The organism is Bacteroidales bacterium (genome assembly GCA_023229505.1).
In the GTDB taxonomy this organism is placed as follows: domain Bacteria; phylum Bacteroidota; class Bacteroidia; order Bacteroidales; family JAGOPY01; genus JAGOPY01.
On the sequence record JALNZD010000061.1, the window covers coordinates 1 to 16969 of the forward strand.

Consider the following 16969-nt stretch of genomic DNA (forward strand, 5'->3'; position numbering starts at 1 on the left):
GCGCTTCAATGGCTACCCGGGCCTTAAAGGCCGACGTAAATTTTCTTCTTTTTGCTTTCATAATACCACTGTTAAAATTAGACTTTTTTCAACTTAACCAGTGGTCTGAATTTTGGGGAGTATTATAGTATACCATTAAATTAACAAGAGCTGAGGTGGAAGAACTGAGGAGTATCATCAACAAGGGCTCTCACACTTCGCAAACATTTCGGACAGCATACATTCTTCTTAATTGTGATAAGGGGAAGTATTCTGAAAAAGTAACAAATGAACAACTATCAAAGGTTCTTAAAATCGGGATGAGAACAATCGATCGTGTCAAAAAAAAATTCATTGAGGAAGGTCTGGAGGCGACATTGGAAAGAAGACCAACAACCCGCATATATGAAAGAAAAGTTGATGGGGATGTAGAAGCAAAATTAGTAACCTTATGTTGTAGTGATCCCCCGAAGGGGTATGCTAAATGGTCGTTACGCTTGTTGGCTGATAAGATGGTTGAGCTAAAATATGTTGAAAGCATTTCTTACGTGACCGTTAGAGAGGTGCTAAAAAAAACGAACTTAAGCCTTGGAAAGTGAAAGGATGGGTGATTCCACCGGAAAAGAGTAGTGAATTTGTTGCAAACATGGAGCGTGTTTTAGATGTATACAAAAGGCCATATAATCCGAGAAATCCTGTCATTTGTATGGATGAATTGTTTATTCCGGTGATACTGACCCCTCATTCCGGCCATACTGACCCCCCCTCTTTTGAGGGGGATTTTTGAGGACAGGATTTTAAAGAACAGTCAATGGCTTTTTGTTTCTGTAAAATTATTATTTATTGTTTTTCTTCCGCATCGATTCTCCTTTTAAATCGATGCGATGAGATCCATGATATAACCGATCAAGGATTGCATCAGCGATGGTACCCTCCCCAATGATGTCGTACCATTTGTCAACCGGGAGCTGGGAGCCAATGATGGTTGACTTTTTATCATACCGGTCTTCAATGATTTCCAGTAAAATCATCCGGGTTTGAGCATCAAGGGATTGTAAGCCGAAGTCATCCAGGATGAGTAAATCTGATTTCTCAATGCGGGTGGTTTCTTTGGGGTATGATCCGTCAGCCTTTGCCACTTTCAAGGAAGGAAAGAGTTTCTGGCAGTTGAAGTACAGAACCTTATATCCTTTCAGACAAGCCTGATGGCCTAGGGCAGAGACCAGGTAACTTTTTCCACAATAATGTAAAATTTTACATTTATCGGAAAAACCTTTATCGCAGCCGGGCTTTGTTACGAAGCCTTGCTCAAGGGTTATAAAGCCTGCTTCAGGACTATGGAACAACTGGACCATCTGTTGAAAATGAAGGAGATTACCAAAATCGGCCTCCCGTGAATATACTGTACTGCTCAATGCAGATCTTTTAGTGATTGATGATATTATGATGTTCCCCATCGAACGCAAACAATCGGTGACCCTGTTTAATCTCATTGATCATCTTCACCAGAATGCCTCTATTGTCGTCACAACTAACAAAAGCCCGGATGAATGGGTTAAAGTACTTGATGATGAAGTTCTGGCTGCAGCAATCCTGGATAGGTTGCTTTTTAAGTGCGAAGTGGTCAAATTATCCGGTAAATCCTACCGGTTGGAAAACAGAAAAACAATCTTTGAAAATAACGTTCTTTAATATTTTGTTCCTTTGCAAATCGGAAATTAACGATGCAGAAATACTTGCATTCTTATTTACCGAAAATCTGCATTTGTAATTACCGCTTACAACGCGGTGTTGGCAAAACCACGCTAATTCTCCAGCACATCAAGTTACATCACCATTATCGGGATACGCTTTATGTAAGTGCAGACGATCTTTATTTCTCAGATAACAGCTTATTCTATTTAGCATCCGAATTTTACAAAAATGGAGGTAAACATTTGTTTATAGATGAAATTCATAAATATGCCGAATGGTCGAAAGAGTTGAAAATGATATACGATAATTTTTCCGATTTGCATGTAGTATTCACGGGATCGTCCATTCTTGATGTTTACAAAGGGAGTGATGACCTAAGTCGGCGAGTGTTAAGTTTTTATTTGCAGGGCATGTCGTTTCGCGAATATCTGAATATGTCGCAGGGCTTACAACTTCCGGCGTATAGTTTGGAGGATATTATTGCCAATAGGGTAGAGCTATCGGGCATCGAACACCCCCTAACGCATTTCAGAAGTTATTTAAGGGAAGGATATTATCCTTTTTATAAGGAATCGGGCTACTATGAGCGATTGAATAATGTTATTAATTTAACGTTGGAGACAGATATTCCGATTTTCTCAAAAATGAATATTTCTACCGCGCAAAAGTTGAAACAATTGTTGTACATTGTTTCGAGCAGTGTGCCTTTTAAGCCGAATTTCACAAAAATAGCAGAAATGATCGGTGTGCACCGAAATCAAATTGTTGATTTTCTGTATTATTTTGAACGGGCAGGCATCATAGCTCAATTGCGTAACGATACTAACGGAATACGGTTATTGGGTAAAGTTGAAAAGGTTTATTTGGATAACACAAATTTGATGTATGCTATTGGCGAACAACGACCCGATGTTGGAAACATTCGCGAAACCTTCTTTTTTAATCAAATGCGATTGAATCATCAACTGTTTTGCTCCGAGGTTTCCGACTTCAAAATTGACAATTACAACTTTGAAGTAGGTGGTAAAAACAAAACCCGCAAACAAATAGCGGATGTGGAAAACGCCTTTGTGGTAAAAGATGATATTGAATATGGATATATGAAAACTATCCCGTTATGGGCATTTGGTTTTAATTACTAAAAACCAATAATCACTCTTAGGGCGATCCACAAGAAGTCCAGGTATCGAAGTATTATTTGATTAAATTAGCAGTGAATTTTCTTAAAACGTATGAGTAATATTAAACTTTTTGAAAGCAAGCAAATACGCAATGAATGGAATGAGCAAGCGCAAAAATGGTATTTTGCAGTAATTGATGTTATTGAAATTTTAACTGAAAGCAATAATCCGAGAAGATATTGGAGCGACCTTAAAAGAAAGCTTAACTCTGAAGGATTTTCTCAGTTGTACGAAATTATCGTACAACTGAAAATGATCTCATCAGACGGGAAAAATATATAGTTGATCCTTAACAATTATTAACATATTGATTGTTAATAACTTATGTTCTTTGAAATGGTTGAACGTGTCTGGATTTTGATTAAATTTGATCAAAACCCTGCAAATTATGATGAAAAAATTACCGGTCCGGCCGCAGCTCGAAATGTTCAAAACAACCCTGGTCAGTTTCATTCATCCAGAGCATGAACTTTGTTTATTGGCAAAGAAAATCGATTGGGAATCTTTGGAGAAAGAGTTTGCGCCCTTGTATGGCACCGTTGGCAGGCCTTCTGTGCCAATAAGGACCATTGTTGGATTATTGCTCCTGAAGCAGATGTACAACCTGGGGGATGAAACAGTTGTTGCGAGATATCTTGAAAATCCTTACTGGCAGCATTTTTGCGGTGAGATTTATTTTCAGTACAACCTGCCTTTTGATCCGAGTGATTTTGTTCATTTCCGACACAGAATCGGTGAAGCCGGAATGGAAAAGATCTTCAGGCAGAGTATTGATTTATTCGGAGCAGAGTTGATCCGCAAGGAAGTAAAGGAAGTCAGGGTGGATACTACGGTACAGGAAAAGAATATAACCTATCCCACGGATCGCAAGTTGTATGAAAAGGCCATCGAACATTGCAAGAAGATTGCCAATACAGAAGGATTGAAGTTGAAACGGACCTACACCCGGGAGATCAAAAAGCTCAAGTATCAATTACGTTTTTGCAGGAGTCCGAAGGACTTTAAAAGACGGATCCGTTTGCAGGGAAAGCTGCACCGGATTGCCGTAAAGATTTATTCGGATGTGGTCACCCAGCTGGATCCGACTCCTAACCAGGATCTTTTCGACAGGCTTACCGTAATTTACCGGGTGCTGATTCAGCAACGTGACGATAAAAACAAAGTATACAGCATTCATGAACCGGGCGTTCTATGTATTGCCAAAGGGAAAGAGCACAAGCCATATGAATTTGGAAATAAGAGTTCATTCGCCTATACCAGGAAAACAGGTATCATCGTTGGTGCCATGGCCTTTGAAGAAAACACCTATGATGGCCATACATTGGAGCCACAGTTAAAGCAGGTTCAGGAACTGACCGGAGGCAATATCAAGAAAGCTATTGTTGACAGGGGTTATAAGATAAAAAAACAAATCGAATCGATCGAAATTGTCATGCCAATACCCAATAAAAAGGAAAGTTATTACAAGAAAAAACAGCGGGAGGCCAGATGCCGATCAAGAGCTGGAATAGAAGGACTTATCTCACACCTGAAACATGATCACAGGATGCTGAGAAATTATCTGAAAGGCACAGCCGGAGACAAAATCAACACCTTATTGGCTGCTGCGGCTTACAATATGATGAAATGGATGAGAATGAAACGAGAAGAAATTTTATTTTTCCTTTTTCGGTGGTTATATCAAGCAAAGTTTTTTGCTCCGGTAAATATCCCATGTATTTGAATGAAGGAAAAAAGTGATTTAATAAGGATCAACTATATAACAGACTGTGCAGATGCTAAGGGTCTTTTACGAATTATTCAATCAAAGTTGACTAAAACTTCTGGTAATTTACGTATACTTCCCTGAGACCTTCCTCTAAACCAATTGCCGGGCTATAACCCAGGCTTTTCAGCAGGCTCACATCCATCAATTTCCTTGGGGTGCCGTCGGGTTTGTCTTTATCATACTGAACTTCTCCTGCGTACGCGGTAATTGATTTCACGAGTCCGGCAATCCCGGCAATGCTAATATCTTCGCCAACGCCAATATTAATATGACTTAAGCCGATATCCTGATAAAGACGAGCTGCGTCAATATTTTCCATTATGAAAACGCAGGCTGCGGCCATGTCATCGACATGCATAAACTCCCGCAATGGATTGCCGGTTCCCCAAAGAGCGATAGAAGTTTTTCCATTTTCCCTGCAAATCCCATATTTATTTAAAATCGCGAGGATAACCGATTCGTCAGCTTTTCCATCAATGCCTTCAACCGGCCTTTTTTCCAGGTCTGCACGTATGGCCTTCCAATCAGCCTGATCCAGGCATTTTCCCAGATGGAACTTGCGGATCAGCGCAGGTAACACATGGGATGTCTCCAAATTGAAATTATCGTTGGGCCCATACAGATTCGTGGGCATGACTGAGATGAAATTGCAGCCGTATTGACGGTAATAGCTTTCGCACATTTTGATACCGGTAATCTTTGCAATGGCATAAGGCTCGTTGGTGGGCTCAAGTTCACCGGTAAGCAGGTATTCTTCTCTTAAAGGCTGAGGTGCCAGCCTGGGGTAAATGCACGAACTGCCGAGAAAAAGCAGTTTTTTCACACCTGTCAAGTAGGCGGAATGAATGATGTTATTCTGGATCATCAGGTTCTCATAAATAAACTGGGCCCGATAAGTGTTATTGGCTACGATCCCTCCGACTTTGGCGGCCGCATCAATCACATAATCAGGCTTTTCATGGTTAAAAAACTTTTCAGTTTCCTCCTGCCTGGAAAGGTCTAGTTCATCCAATGTACGCAGGATAAAATTTCCGTAGCCTTTCTCCTGAAGGTTCCTGAGGATAGCAGATCCGACCATGCCCAGGTGCCCGGCAATATAAATCCTGGCATCTTTATTCATAATAATTTTTGATTTTGAAACCACCGTTACTAAGAAACTGTTCCCTTTTCATAAGCCTGATGTCTGACTCCATCATGTCATGAATCAGGTCGTCAAGCGTGAGTTCGGTCTGCCAGCCGAGTTTTTCTTTAGCTTTTGAAGGATTACCAAGCAATAATTCCACTTCAGTTGGTCGGAAATACCTTGCATCAACTTCAATCATGATCTTTCCAGGTTCAACCATGTATTCGGGATTGTTACATTTGATAACACGTGCTTTTTCATTGGCTCCTTCACCAAAAAATTCAAGTTCAATACCAAGAAATTCAAATGATTTTCTGACAAAATCACGCACCTCGGTTGTCTTTCCGGTGGCTATTACAAAATCCTCAGGTTCCTGCTGTTGCAGCATCAGGTACATGGCTTTGACATAATCTTTGGCATGACCCCAATCACGCTGTGCAGACAAGTTACCCAGGAAGAGCTTATCCTGCAAACCTAGGGATATCCTGCATGCTGCCCTGGTAATCTTCCTGGTTACAAATGTTTCTCCCCTGATGGGTGATTCGTGGTTGAAAAGAATTCCATTGCAGGCATACATCTTATATGCCTCCCTGTAATTTACTGTTATCCAGTAAGCATAAAGTTTAGCGGCAGCATAAGGCGACCTGGGATAAAAAGGGGTTTTTTCAGACTGCGGCACTTCCTGCACCAAGCCAAAAAGTTCGCTGGTGCTGGCCTGGTAAAACCTGGTTTTATTGGTTAAGCCAAGTAGTCTTATCGCCTCAAGCAGCCTTAAAGCCCCCAAAGCATCAGAATTTGCAGTATATTCAGGGGTTTCAAAACTTACCTGCACATGCGATTGGGCGCCCAGATTGTATATTTCATCGGGCTGAACCTGTTGAATAATTCGAATGAGATTTGTTGAGTCGGTTAAATCTCCGTAATGCAGGATGAAGTTTTGATCTTTAACGTGGGGATCCTGGTATAAATGATCAATTCTTTCGGTGTTGATCAGTGAACTTCGCCTTTTAATTCCATGAACGACATACCCTAACTTAAGTAAATATTCCGCAAGATAAGCTCCGTCTTGTCCGGTAATACCTGTAATCAGAGCTGATTTCATATATATTATTTTTTAAAGAAAGATTAAATATGTTCCAAAAAATAAGGAATCAATTACATGTAATTTATACAAAAGTAATTGGATATTTCATAATAGTCAAGCTTTACTATAATTTGGTCACAGTCATCAGGGACATTTGTCAATTCGAGAAAGAAATAATAGATTTATTATTACGGACCGTTACTTGATTCTATTTTATTATTTTTACTCTCAGTGATAATATTATTTTTCGTTAATTGTTAATGGACAAATGAAAATTAGCATTATAACACCGTCTCTGAATTCTGCTGCATATCTTCAGGATGCCATCGATAGTGTAATGATGCAGGAATATAAGAATGTTGAACATATTGTTGTTGATGGTGGGTCATCAGATGGGACAATGGAAATATTAAAAAGAAATCCTCACCTTATATGGGTATCAGAGAAAGATGGAGGACAGGCGGATGCTATGAATAAAGGTTTCAGGATGTCAAGTGGGGATATTATCGGATATCTTAATGCAGATGATTATTATTATCCTGATGCTTTTAAATCAATTATTCCTTATTTTCTGAATGGTTGTGATTTTGTTGTCGGAAAGATAAAAGTCATGTTTTCAGATGGTTCCTTTTTGATTAATGATCCACAAACTGATTTTGACAAAATGATAAGGCACTGGGAACAAGAGGCATTTTGTGTAAATCCGGTAGGGTATTTTTATACCAGAAAGGTTCAGGGAGAAGTCGGCGGCTATAATTCAGATAATCATTATGCTATGGACCTCGAATTTCTTTTAAACAGTGCGAAGAAATTCAGGTTAACAAAGATGTTTGAAGAAAATATTCTGGGTGTTTTTAGATTTGTAGAACAATGCAAAACACATGATCAGAATATAAATAATTTATCACTTTGGACGAATAGTAATTTTTCTTTCATAGACAAAATTTTAAGTGATATGCCTGCTGATTATGTAAATAATTACAAAAAGGATCAGGAAAAAGGATATAAAAGACGACGAATTCTGCAGAGAGCTGAAATAATTGAGCAGGAATTAAAAAATAGTCAATTTACCTTCTTTCAGGAATTTCAGCTTAAATTACTGATAAAATTCTTATATTTAAAACATCATCTCCATTCTCAATACAACAACTATGTTTATTTTCCCAAAAGGAGTTAGTCTGATTATTTGCACCTACAATGGCTCTGAACTTTTAGAAGAGACCATAAGGTACGTGTTAAATCAAAATGTTCCAGAAACTATAGAATGGGAATTTCTTTTAATCGATAATGCATCCACTGACAATTCTCAGCAGGTTGTCAGAGATATGTGGAATATTCAGGTTCCTTGCCGGATTATTTATGAGAGTGCTAAAGGTTTGATTCATGCAAGAAATCGCGGAATAGCCGAAGCAAAATATGAGTTCATCTCATTTATTGATGATGATAATTGGATAGATACAAACTGGATTAATGTAATCTTTGATGTTTTCACTTCCCACCCTCAAGTGGGAATTTGCGGAGGACAGATTGAGGCTGAGTGCGAAATAAATCCTCCAGCCTGGTTTGAGCAAATTAAAGAATCTTTTGCAGTCGGAAAACAAGGTGAATCCACGGGATATTTGACAATGAGCAGAGGTTACTTATGGGGAGCCGGCTTGTCACTTCGTAAATCGGCATTTGAGGACATCAGGCTGGCCGGATTTAAACCTTTGTTAACAGGGAGGATAGGGAATGCACTTTTGGCTGGAGAAGACACGGAAATCTGCTTTGTTATGCGAATGGCGGGCTGGAAGTTATGGTACGATGAAAGGTTGCAATTGAAACATTTTATCACGTCAAAAAGACTCAAATGGACATATGTGGTTAATATGTTCAAAGGATTCGGGTATAGTAATGCTATAATTGAAATCTATTATCTCTTTTTTAAGGGACAAAAGTTGTCATACGGATCACTCTTGTTTAAATCATTGAGAGAATTGCTTCTTTTTCTGATATGGAGGGGATTTAATATCTTTTCAGATATAAAAGGAAATCCAAAAACTCTGCAACTTCAGCTCTATTATTCTAAATTTTCTTTCACAGTCAAGAATTATTATAATTACAACGAATATTATAACCAAATTAAAGGTTTGAATGAAGGATTAAAAAAATTGGGTGATAGAAATGAAATTACTGAATTAATGAAGTTTTCTGTGATAACGGTTTGCCTGAATGCAGAGAGATTTATAGATAATGCTATCATGAGCGTAATTTCGCAAGCCGGCAATTTTGAAATCGAATATTTAATTATTGATGGTGGTTCCCATGACCAGACGCTTGAAATCATTGAGCGTACTATTGAACCTGTTCTTAAGGATAAATCTCAATGGCGTTGCCAAGATATCAATTTCCGGTTGATTTCAGAGCCTGATCTTGGCATGTACGATGCGCTGGTGAAAGGATTTAAAATGGCAACTGGAGATATTATTTCCTATATCAATGCTGATGATTTCTATCTCCCAGGAGCATTTCAAAAAGTTTTAAATGCTTTTAATCATCATGAAAAAGTTAAATGGCTTACCGGAATAATTAATATTGGTAATGTCAAAGGCTCCATCCTTAAATCACTTCTGCCTTTCAGTTATTCATCTGACTATGTTCAGAAAGGAATTTACAATGGTGTTTTGCTCCCTTTCATCCAGCAGGAGAGTACTTTCTGGAGGAAAGAATTATTGTTAAATGTTGATTTTAACAAACTTCAATCCTTTAAGTTTGCAGGTGACTATTACTTATGGCATGAATTTTCTTTTCAGACGAGATTATATATTCTTCAAGAATCTCTTGCTGTATTCAGGATTAATGAAAACCAAAAATCTGCGGATAAATATCTGTACCTGGGAGAACTTGAACGCATTGCATCAAAGAAAACAAACAGATTGGACCGTATTAAGATTTTACTCCATAAATGCATTTGGTATGCTAGTCCCTCAATAAAAAAGAAAATTAGCAAGGATATATTATTTCATTCTTAAAAAAATCATTTAGTTATTTTATTTAGCAAGTTTTACAAAAGGTTGGTACGAAAAGTATCATATAACATATCAGAAATTAGCAAATGCCCTTCATATGATAAATGATACTTATCTTCACTGAAGTACTTTTTCAGATCTTTATTAATCGTGGAATATATATCAATATAATGAAGGTTGGATTTTATGAAGGCTTTTTTTGCATCTGTATTAAGCTTCCCTGCAACTTTATCACTATGCTCATTTAATGAGTTTAAAATTCCAATAACAATAAGAGGGATCTTTCTCTCCATGCATTTCTCATTAACTAGATTTATCGCACCTAGAATCCCATTTTTTGACCTTATCGTTAAGCCAAAGATGTGGCCGATTTGATAATTGAACATAAGAAAAGGTAAATAGGAGTAATATTTTATTATACTTAGGTCTTTCTTTGAGTTGATATAAACCGGATCTTTTGTTCCTAATATTTTCTCAATTGATTTAAGCCCCTTATTATTTAAAAGAGTAGGATTAATTATATATTTTCCTTTATGATTATCAATAATAAATGCAGCCCTTTTAAAGAACGGTTCTGGTCTGATCTGCACAATCATTATATTAATATCTTGTTTTTCAAATAATTCATTTGCCAATTGAGGTATTTGGGAAAATTCATCATAGTATTTCAGATAAAAATATGTTTTAATTCCATGATTCTCATTTACTAAAGATGAAAACCTTCGATGAAAAAGTTGCGAAATTTTAATATCCTTTTGAAAGGTCATGCACCCACCAATAATGCCGATGTTTAAATTTTCCATCAGGTGTTTCTTTTAAGGAAATCCAATGCATTAAGATATTCATGCGGCGCGTAGAAACGATAAATGCTCGTGTCGATATTAAAGCTGTATTCCGGAGAAACCGTACGGTTGAAAAATTCCACCAGATCATTGGCGATCTTCAACTGTTCTTCTCCGGTGAATGAATAATCTACCGGGCAGGCAGGAGGTGCCTTATCATTGAGCTTGCATATCGCCAATGCCTGGGAGAACGACAAAGTACTCGCACCGAAAGGAACAGATGTTATCCCGTCGAGGTAAGTAATGAGAGATTTGAATTCATCATGCCGGAAAAGGAAGCAAAATGGAGTACGAATATAATGGAAACCTTCCGGTTCGATCATTTCAAGGAGCTGCGAAACCTTATCCCAGAGTTTTTTATCATCAGGAAGGGGAATAGGAAACGCCCTGGCATCATAGAAATAATCCCAATGGCCGAAGTGTATTTTATCGATTTTTTCACCCTTGCATATCGTAATGATTTCTTTGTAATTATCGAAAAAGGCCTGGCTTTCAGCCATCACAACCATTTCTTCATAATTAATCCCGTCGAGGGCATTGATATATTCTTTAAGGATTTCTGCCGAATGCACTTTGGGCAAAAAAAGACTTCCCCAGGTGATGAGAGGATTTATCTCCTTCAGCAATTCAATATCATTGACAAATTCAACAGTATCCGTTGCATTGATCCGCAGGCTTGTTTTAATTTTTAAATCCTGTTCTTTTGCGATTTGAAGGACGGTTTTCAGAATTTTTCGTGCACGGGCTTTCAGAACAGCAGTTTTCTCAGGGTCAAAGGGTATCTGGAGGCTGTCTTCCAAATCCAGGATAGGAATAATACTGGCCTTCTGGCATTTCTTCAGGGTTTGAAGAATTTTCGGCACTTCCTGGTTTAAGGAAATGTACTGGTAAATCCTGTTTAGCTTCATTATATGATTGATTTTTTCCTCGAAGCATTAGCATAAAAATAATCAATCCGTGCATAAAAAAAAGTCAATACCGACATTACCATAATCCCCTCCCAGGGGCGGAAAATGTGATAATGCCTGCTTGCGTAAAGTGGGGTCCAGAATGGATCCGAAAGGTTTTGCCGGTAAAGGGAGAACCAATGCCACCCATTATGATCAACGGGGACAGGGAAGAAAGTGACCGGGAAATTTCCGGAAATAATGATACCCAGGAGGATTATTATCCCTATAAAGAAGTACGAAGATGAACGGTACCATTTGCGCGGTTTCCGGGATTCTGGAAAGCTTGCGGCAGCCATGACCAGCAAACCCGCGCCGGCCCCCAACATGTTCAGGATGATATCATTGAAATCGAAATACTTAAAAGAAGGGTTCAGCACCAGGTATTGGTACATCTCATCAACCATGCCAAGGATGGTGGCGCCGATAAATGCATCTTCATAGCGCTGAACCAGCGGAAAAATCAACACGGCAAGGATGGCATACTGCAGATAATGAATAGCTTCCATATTCACGACCATCATGGTAAAGAGAGCCAGGATCATGGCCAGAATGGTGATCAGGAACCACAGGAAAAACATCCTGCGTTCGGGATGTTTAATAACTGTTCGCCATAAAAAATATCCCGTGACCGATGAGAGGGCTAGCCCTGATATCAGTAAAGAAAGGTTATAATAACTGAGAGTCAGTTTATACTTCAGCCAGTCGGCCACAACTGTTGCTGCATCATGGAAATACACCAGCCCAAGGAAATATACAGTAAGCAGGAGAATTGCTATGGTTTTATGTTGTGCTAAATAGGTGATCATCCTTGAAGGTATATCCTTTTGGGTGGGTAAAATTAGATTAATTTAATTGCTAAATTTGAGGTTTTTCTGAAATAATTCCCACATGCATCATCCAGCGGAATCCAGGATTACGATCGTCACAGTCAGTCTGAACAACAGGACAGGCCTGGAGAAAACAATCCGAAGCGTAATTTCCCAGCGAAAGATTTCCGTTGAATATATTGTGATTGATGGTGGATCTGAGGATGGATCGCTGGAGATCATCAAAAAATATGGCCTTAATATAGCAACCTGGGTCAGTGAACCTGACCAGGGACCTTATGATGCCATGAACAAAGGAATCGGGCTAGCAACCGGTGAATGGATTAATTTCCTGAATGCCGGCGATGTTTTCCTTGGCCCTGATAGCCTTTCCGGAATCATTCAACAACTTCGTCATGATGGTATTGATGCTATATATGGTGATAGCCTGGCCGATTATGGGGATTTTAAGGTATACCACAAGGCACGGCCTTTTGAAGAACGGTGGAAAGGCATGATCTTTTCACACCAGGCTTTACTCATGAGGGCATCTTTATTCAAAGAAGAACGGTTTGATACAAAGTATCCCAAGATTGCAGATTATGACCTGATTCTATGCTGTTTGCGAGATCCGGTGCGGGTCCGGTATACACCTGTCCCGCTGGTGATATGTGATGCTTACGGCATTTCGAACAAGGGACAGGCCTCCATCCTCCGGGAATACTACCGACGGGCAAAGCAGTCTCAACGTATGGATTTCAGCAGAAAATTTTACTTCCTGAAAATGTTCGTATTCCTGTATGTAATTGATCTGGTAAAAATGATACTTCCGGAACGACTGTTTACTGTCATGATTCGTTTATTCAGAAAGAATTTAATATCTTAGAGAAAAATCGGACAGGAATGAAGGTATTGATGGTGAACACATATGATATCAGGGGAGGGGCGGCAAGGTCGGCTTTGCGGGTCTATCAGGCATTGAAGTCCCAACAGGTCGATGTGAAGTTAATGGTTCAGAATAAATGGGGGGATGACGATGATATTTTAGGCCCATCTGGCAGGTTTAATAAAATGGCCGCAGAACTGCGCCCCTACCTGGATTTTGCCATTACATTTCCCTGGCACCGCCGCAGGATCCCTTTCTTTCCTGCATACTTACCTGGTAATTTCATCCGGAGAGTTAAAAAAGTCGGGCCCGATATAATTCATCTAAACTGGATAACAGGTGGCTTTGTCAGGCTGGAATCCCTTGCGGAAATAAATGTCCCCATTGTATGGACACTTCACGACATGTGGGCATTTACCGGCGGATGTCATTATGCCGAAGAATGCACCCGATATGAAAAAGCCTGCGGAGCCTGTCCCATTCTCATATCCAGTAAGGAGCGTGATCTCAGCCGGTGGATCTTTAACCGTAAAATAGAGACCTACCGCAAAATCAGAAACCTCACCATTATCACACCAAGTCACTGGCTTGCAGGCTGTGTCAGGAGGAGTCCCCTGCTGGGCGGTTTCCCGGTTGAAATTATCCCCAATTCTTTGGACACCGGTGTATTTTTTCCGGAGAATAAAGCCTTATCAAGAAATTATTTTGGTTTCGCTGCCAATAGAAAGATCATACTTTTTGGCGCCCTGGATGCCACCAAAAACAGATTGAAAGGTTTTATCGAGCTTTCTGAAGCCCTGCAACTTATCCCTGATAAAAAAAATATCGAACTGGCGGTTTTTGGTTCAGCAAAACGGGAAACAACATCCCTTCCCGGGTTCAACGCGCGTTACTTTGGTCATATTGCAGATGATGGAAAGCTTAGAAAGCTATACTCCGCTGCCGATGTCATGGTGGTCCCTTCTATCCAGGAGGTTTTTGGCCAGACCGCGACGGAAGCCATGGCCTGCGGGACACCGGTCGTGGCCTTCGGGGCCACCGGCCTGCTCGATATCGTGGAACATAAAGTAAATGGCTATCTCGCAGAACCTTTTAAACCGGAAGACCTTGCTGCGGGGATATTATGGTGTCTTGAAAACAGGGAACGCAACCGGCAGCTTTCTTCAGCAGCCGTGGAAACCGTGAAGAACAAGTTTGACATGAAAAAGAATGTGCAGCGATTTATTTCACTTTATGAACGACTAACAACTAACTAATAAGATGATACATGAAACACGATGGGTGAAGGACTGGCATCAATGATCACCGACAGGTAGTGCAGGGCGCTCCATTTTTCCGGACCACATTTTTAAATATCCCCAATCATAAAGTATATCAAAACTATCATTATTTGGTGGAATATCTCCAACTATTACCTCTGCATCCGAATATTCAAAACCTGAATTGTAATAATTTGCTCCAAAATATTCCATTTGTTTTTCATCCTTGTTCTTTATTAAAGCCCATAATGGATATTCCCAGCTATCTCCTCCAAAAGACAAACCAATCTTTTTGTATTGATTAGTCTGAATAACTTGAACTGCATTAAAATATCCAGTTTTTAAATCAACTCTTCCGACAAAATATTTTTCATTTCTTGAAACACCTAATTTTTCAATCGGTTTTAAAGGATTAAATATAAGATATGGCAAAGCTGACACACTTAAAACTATTATTAATATGTTCCTTAGATTTGAAAGGAAAAGCAATTTTTTACTGAAAACTAACCCCAAAATAAAAAGAGAGGAAATAAACAATATGCTGTAACTCAAAAACAACAATTTTGAATCTAAAGAAAAAAAATATCCTTGATGAATTTCTATGCCGGTAATTTCACCTATTCTAACTATAATGATATTTCTTACGGAAGGTTGCTGTAATAATAAGAAAGTGATAAAGCTGATTGTAGTGAAAGAAATAAGGAATAACCTTTTATATTTCATAAGAAAACTCATGATTTTCTCAATAAAAAATAGAATTCGATAATATTTCCCATCACTCAGAACAATTGAAATAAATGGGATTGCAAGTAAAAAAAATGGCAAATCAAGTCTGGATTGCCATGGTTGCCATTTAAAAACCAATGAAAAAAGCAAATATCCTGTAACTAAAGCAACCAAATAAAATATCAATAGTATTTTATTAGCGAATTTTTTTAACAATTTAAACAAAACAACGACACCAGCTATAAATAATAACAGGTGAATCAGGTTTCCTGCTGCATCTTCATCGATTCTATACCAGATTCCATATTTTGTATTAAGGTAGTTAACATTTGCATTATCAACAGGGACATTAATTATTTGATGCATAATGGTTATCCCATTTTCAACCATCTTATTCCATAAAGGGAATGGTAATGCCAAATGCATCGAAATATTTTTTGCAGCCGTTGATATCATATTTCCAAAGTTCAATATTTCTTGCTTATTAGTTACATTACCAAAAACATTGTCGAATGAACTGTAATTCCGATAAATCAGTTGTCCGTTAATAACAATGAAAAACAATATTACCAGGGGAATTGCTTTTATTAATTGAAATTTATATTTTATTATCCACACAACAGCAATTCCCACACAAAATGGAAAAACAAACAAATAAGAAGTCGGTTTAGCGAACCATCCAAGACTTAAGCATATCGAAAAAAGAATAATGTGCTTTAATTTTAATTGCTTTTCTATAATTGGCACATATCCAAAATACACTATGGCTAAGGAGAAAAATGATGCAAGATAATCTGTTTGAGTTGTTGTAGCCTGGAGAATGCCCATCGGAATTATAACAAGTAAAAGAATCGATACAAAAACCGATTTTCTTTTACTAGTTTTGTTTGCAAGCCGCTCAGAAATTAATGTCACGAGTAATAAAGAGCTAATCATTGAAAAGTACTGAATCAAATTTGCGAAACAATCGCAACCACTTAATAAATAAGTATTCAAAATAAGATATTCAGATAAACAGGGCGTAAATAGTTGGCGGATATTATTAGTTTGGTAAAAGTTTAGGTTACCATTTTGGATCCAATGCATAACACGGCTCAGGTGATAAGTCATTGAATCCCAATTGTTAGGTGGAAACAGCAATGCTATTAAAAATAATGACGCTAAAAAAAGAGAAACTATTAAATAAAAGAAATAATTGGATTTATCGAGCTTTAACTGATGAATTTGCTCACTAAAATCAACAAACACAGATTTAAACTTACCTTTTTTAAATGCTAGAGCTACAAGCACTATGCAGATCATAACCCAAAAAATTGAAATAGGCAACCGCTTAACCATGTTAAAGAATGAAAATGTTTCCAGCATCACTACTGAAAAAAATGCATTTATTATCATGGCTTTCACAAATGCAATGCGCATTTCAGCTTGCCTATAGAATAATGCAAATAGTGATAAAATTGAAAATAAATTAAATATAATCATTGCTTAACCCTAAGTGGAGAATTTATCAGCCCTGATTGAAATTAAAAGTATTCGTTACTGTTCAGCGGTTATGAACATATTAACAGACCAAAGATAATGAAAGAGTACCTGACCAAAGAACGTTTTATAACTTTATTTGACATGGGGTTAATATTTTCCGATACTTGCATTGATGAAAAT

General features: G+C 38.2%; 15 protein-coding genes and 1 pseudogene. 9 read left to right on the forward strand and 7 right to left on the reverse strand.

Going from position 1 to position 16969, the window contains the following annotated elements; translation table 11 throughout:
- Positions 1-134 precede the first annotated feature (134 nt).
- Positions 135-694: pseudogene (locus M0Q51_15820) on the forward strand (helix-turn-helix domain-containing protein).
- Positions 695-815: 121 nt separating this feature from the next.
- Here M0Q51_15820 and M0Q51_15825 read toward each other — a convergent pair.
- Positions 816-1394, reverse strand: coding sequence for an ATP-binding protein (locus tag M0Q51_15825; GenBank protein MCK9401446.1), 579 nt, complete (start codon positions 1392-1394; stop codon positions 816-818).
- Between the two features lie 28 nt (positions 1395-1422).
- Here M0Q51_15825 and M0Q51_15830 point away from each other — a divergent pair, with 28 nt between their 5' ends.
- From M0Q51_15830 to M0Q51_15845, 4 genes are all read left to right on the forward strand, one after another.
- On the forward strand, positions 1423-1671 hold the full coding sequence (locus M0Q51_15830; GenBank protein ID MCK9401447.1) for an ATP-binding protein: 249 nt from the start codon (positions 1423-1425) through the stop codon (positions 1669-1671).
- 32 nt (positions 1672-1703) lie between these two features.
- Entirely contained in the window at positions 1704-2816 is a 1113-nt protein-coding gene (locus tag M0Q51_15835) for an AAA family ATPase (protein MCK9401448.1), read from the forward strand.
- 90 nt (positions 2817-2906) lie between these two features.
- On the forward strand, positions 2907-3137 hold the full coding sequence (locus M0Q51_15840) for a hypothetical protein (GenBank protein ID MCK9401449.1): 231 nt from the start codon (positions 2907-2909) through the stop codon (positions 3135-3137).
- Positions 3138-3243: 106 nt separating this feature from the next.
- Positions 3244-4578: an IS5 family transposase gene (locus M0Q51_15845; protein ID MCK9401450.1), complete on the forward strand. Its 1335-nt coding sequence runs from the start codon at positions 3244-3246 to the stop codon at positions 4576-4578.
- 91 nt (positions 4579-4669) lie between these two features.
- On the opposite strand, the gene M0Q51_15850 is transcribed toward M0Q51_15845, so the two are convergent.
- Both M0Q51_15850 and gmd read right to left on the reverse strand, forming a co-directional pair.
- Complete coding sequence (locus M0Q51_15850) at positions 4670-5743, reverse strand: GDP-L-fucose synthase (protein MCK9401451.1); 1074 nt, start codon at positions 5741-5743, stop codon at positions 4670-4672.
- A complete protein-coding gene (gene gmd, locus M0Q51_15855; GenBank protein MCK9401452.1) occupies positions 5736-6848 on the reverse strand; it encodes a GDP-mannose 4,6-dehydratase in 1113 nt (370 codons plus the stop codon). Before gmd ends, M0Q51_15850 begins: the two co-directional genes overlap by 8 nt.
- Before the next feature lie 250 nt (positions 6849-7098).
- Between gmd and M0Q51_15860 the strand changes: the two genes are divergently transcribed.
- Both M0Q51_15860 and M0Q51_15865 read left to right on the forward strand, forming a co-directional pair.
- A complete protein-coding gene (locus tag M0Q51_15860; GenBank protein ID MCK9401453.1) occupies positions 7099-8007 on the forward strand; it encodes a glycosyltransferase in 909 nt (302 codons plus the stop codon).
- Positions 7982-9841: a glycosyltransferase gene (locus M0Q51_15865; GenBank protein MCK9401454.1), complete on the forward strand. Its 1860-nt coding sequence runs from the start codon at positions 7982-7984 to the stop codon at positions 9839-9841. The genes M0Q51_15860 and M0Q51_15865 overlap by 26 nt, the downstream gene beginning before the upstream one ends.
- Positions 9842-9873: 32 nt before the next feature.
- Here M0Q51_15865 and M0Q51_15870 read toward each other — a convergent pair whose 3' ends face one another.
- From M0Q51_15870 to M0Q51_15880, 3 genes are read right to left on the reverse strand one after another with little or no spacing between them, the layout of a single operon-like run.
- On the reverse strand, positions 9874-10641 hold the full coding sequence (locus M0Q51_15870; protein ID MCK9401455.1) for a hypothetical protein: 768 nt from the start codon (positions 10639-10641) through the stop codon (positions 9874-9876).
- On the reverse strand, positions 10641-11588 hold the full coding sequence (locus tag M0Q51_15875; protein MCK9401456.1) for an aldolase/citrate lyase family protein: 948 nt from the start codon (positions 11586-11588) through the stop codon (positions 10641-10643). The genes M0Q51_15870 and M0Q51_15875 overlap by 1 nt, the downstream gene beginning before the upstream one ends.
- Positions 11588-12436, reverse strand: coding sequence for a hypothetical protein (locus M0Q51_15880; GenBank protein ID MCK9401457.1), 849 nt, complete (start codon positions 12434-12436; stop codon positions 11588-11590). Before M0Q51_15880 ends, M0Q51_15875 begins: the two co-directional genes overlap by 1 nt.
- A gap of 82 nt (positions 12437-12518) precedes the next feature.
- Between M0Q51_15880 and M0Q51_15885 the strand changes: the two genes are divergently transcribed.
- Both M0Q51_15885 and M0Q51_15890 read left to right on the forward strand, forming a co-directional pair.
- On the forward strand, positions 12519-13322 hold the full coding sequence (locus M0Q51_15885; protein ID MCK9401458.1) for a glycosyltransferase: 804 nt from the start codon (positions 12519-12521) through the stop codon (positions 13320-13322).
- Between the two features lie 17 nt (positions 13323-13339).
- Positions 13340-14578, forward strand: coding sequence for a glycosyltransferase family 4 protein (locus M0Q51_15890; GenBank protein MCK9401459.1), 1239 nt, complete (start codon positions 13340-13342; stop codon positions 14576-14578).
- Between the two features lie 39 nt (positions 14579-14617).
- On the opposite strand, the gene M0Q51_15895 is transcribed toward M0Q51_15890, so the two are convergent.
- Positions 14618-16726, reverse strand: a complete 2109-nt coding sequence (locus M0Q51_15895; GenBank protein ID MCK9401460.1) for a hypothetical protein — start codon at positions 16724-16726, stop codon at positions 14618-14620.
- Positions 16727-16969 lie beyond the last annotated feature (243 nt).

Excerpts from the sequence above, each read along its gene's own strand:
- M0Q51_15830 (MCK9401447.1), top strand. The coding sequence starts at position 1,423 with ATGATGTTCCCCATCGAACGCAAACAATCGGTGACCCTGTTTAATCTC.
- M0Q51_15835 (MCK9401448.1), top strand. The coding sequence starts at position 1,704 with ATGCAGAAATACTTGCATTCTTATTTACCGAAAATCTGCATTTGTAAT.
- M0Q51_15840 (MCK9401449.1), top strand. The coding sequence starts at position 2,907 with ATGAGTAATATTAAACTTTTTGAAAGCAAGCAAATACGCAATGAATGG.
- M0Q51_15845 (MCK9401450.1), top strand. The coding sequence starts at position 3,244 with ATGATGAAAAAATTACCGGTCCGGCCGCAGCTCGAAATGTTCAAAACA.
- M0Q51_15850 (MCK9401451.1), bottom strand. The coding sequence starts at position 5,743 with ATGAATAAAGATGCCAGGATTTATATTGCCGGGCACCTGGGCATGGTC.
- gmd (MCK9401452.1), bottom strand. The coding sequence starts at position 6,848 with ATGAAATCAGCTCTGATTACAGGTATTACCGGACAAGACGGAGCTTAT.
- M0Q51_15860 (MCK9401453.1), top strand. The coding sequence starts at position 7,099 with ATGAAAATTAGCATTATAACACCGTCTCTGAATTCTGCTGCATATCTT.
- M0Q51_15865 (MCK9401454.1), top strand. The coding sequence starts at position 7,982 with ATGTTTATTTTCCCAAAAGGAGTTAGTCTGATTATTTGCACCTACAAT.
- M0Q51_15870 (MCK9401455.1), bottom strand. The coding sequence starts at position 10,641 with ATGGAAAATTTAAACATCGGCATTATTGGTGGGTGCATGACCTTTCAA.
- M0Q51_15875 (MCK9401456.1), bottom strand. The coding sequence starts at position 11,588 with ATGAAGCTAAACAGGATTTACCAGTACATTTCCTTAAACCAGGAAGTG.
- M0Q51_15880 (MCK9401457.1), bottom strand. The coding sequence starts at position 12,436 with ATGATCACCTATTTAGCACAACATAAAACCATAGCAATTCTCCTGCTT.
- M0Q51_15885 (MCK9401458.1), top strand. The coding sequence starts at position 12,519 with ATGCATCATCCAGCGGAATCCAGGATTACGATCGTCACAGTCAGTCTG.
- M0Q51_15890 (MCK9401459.1), top strand. The coding sequence starts at position 13,340 with ATGAAGGTATTGATGGTGAACACATATGATATCAGGGGAGGGGCGGCA.
- M0Q51_15895 (MCK9401460.1), bottom strand. The coding sequence starts at position 16,726 with ATGCGCATTGCATTTGTGAAAGCCATGATAATAAATGCATTTTTTTCA.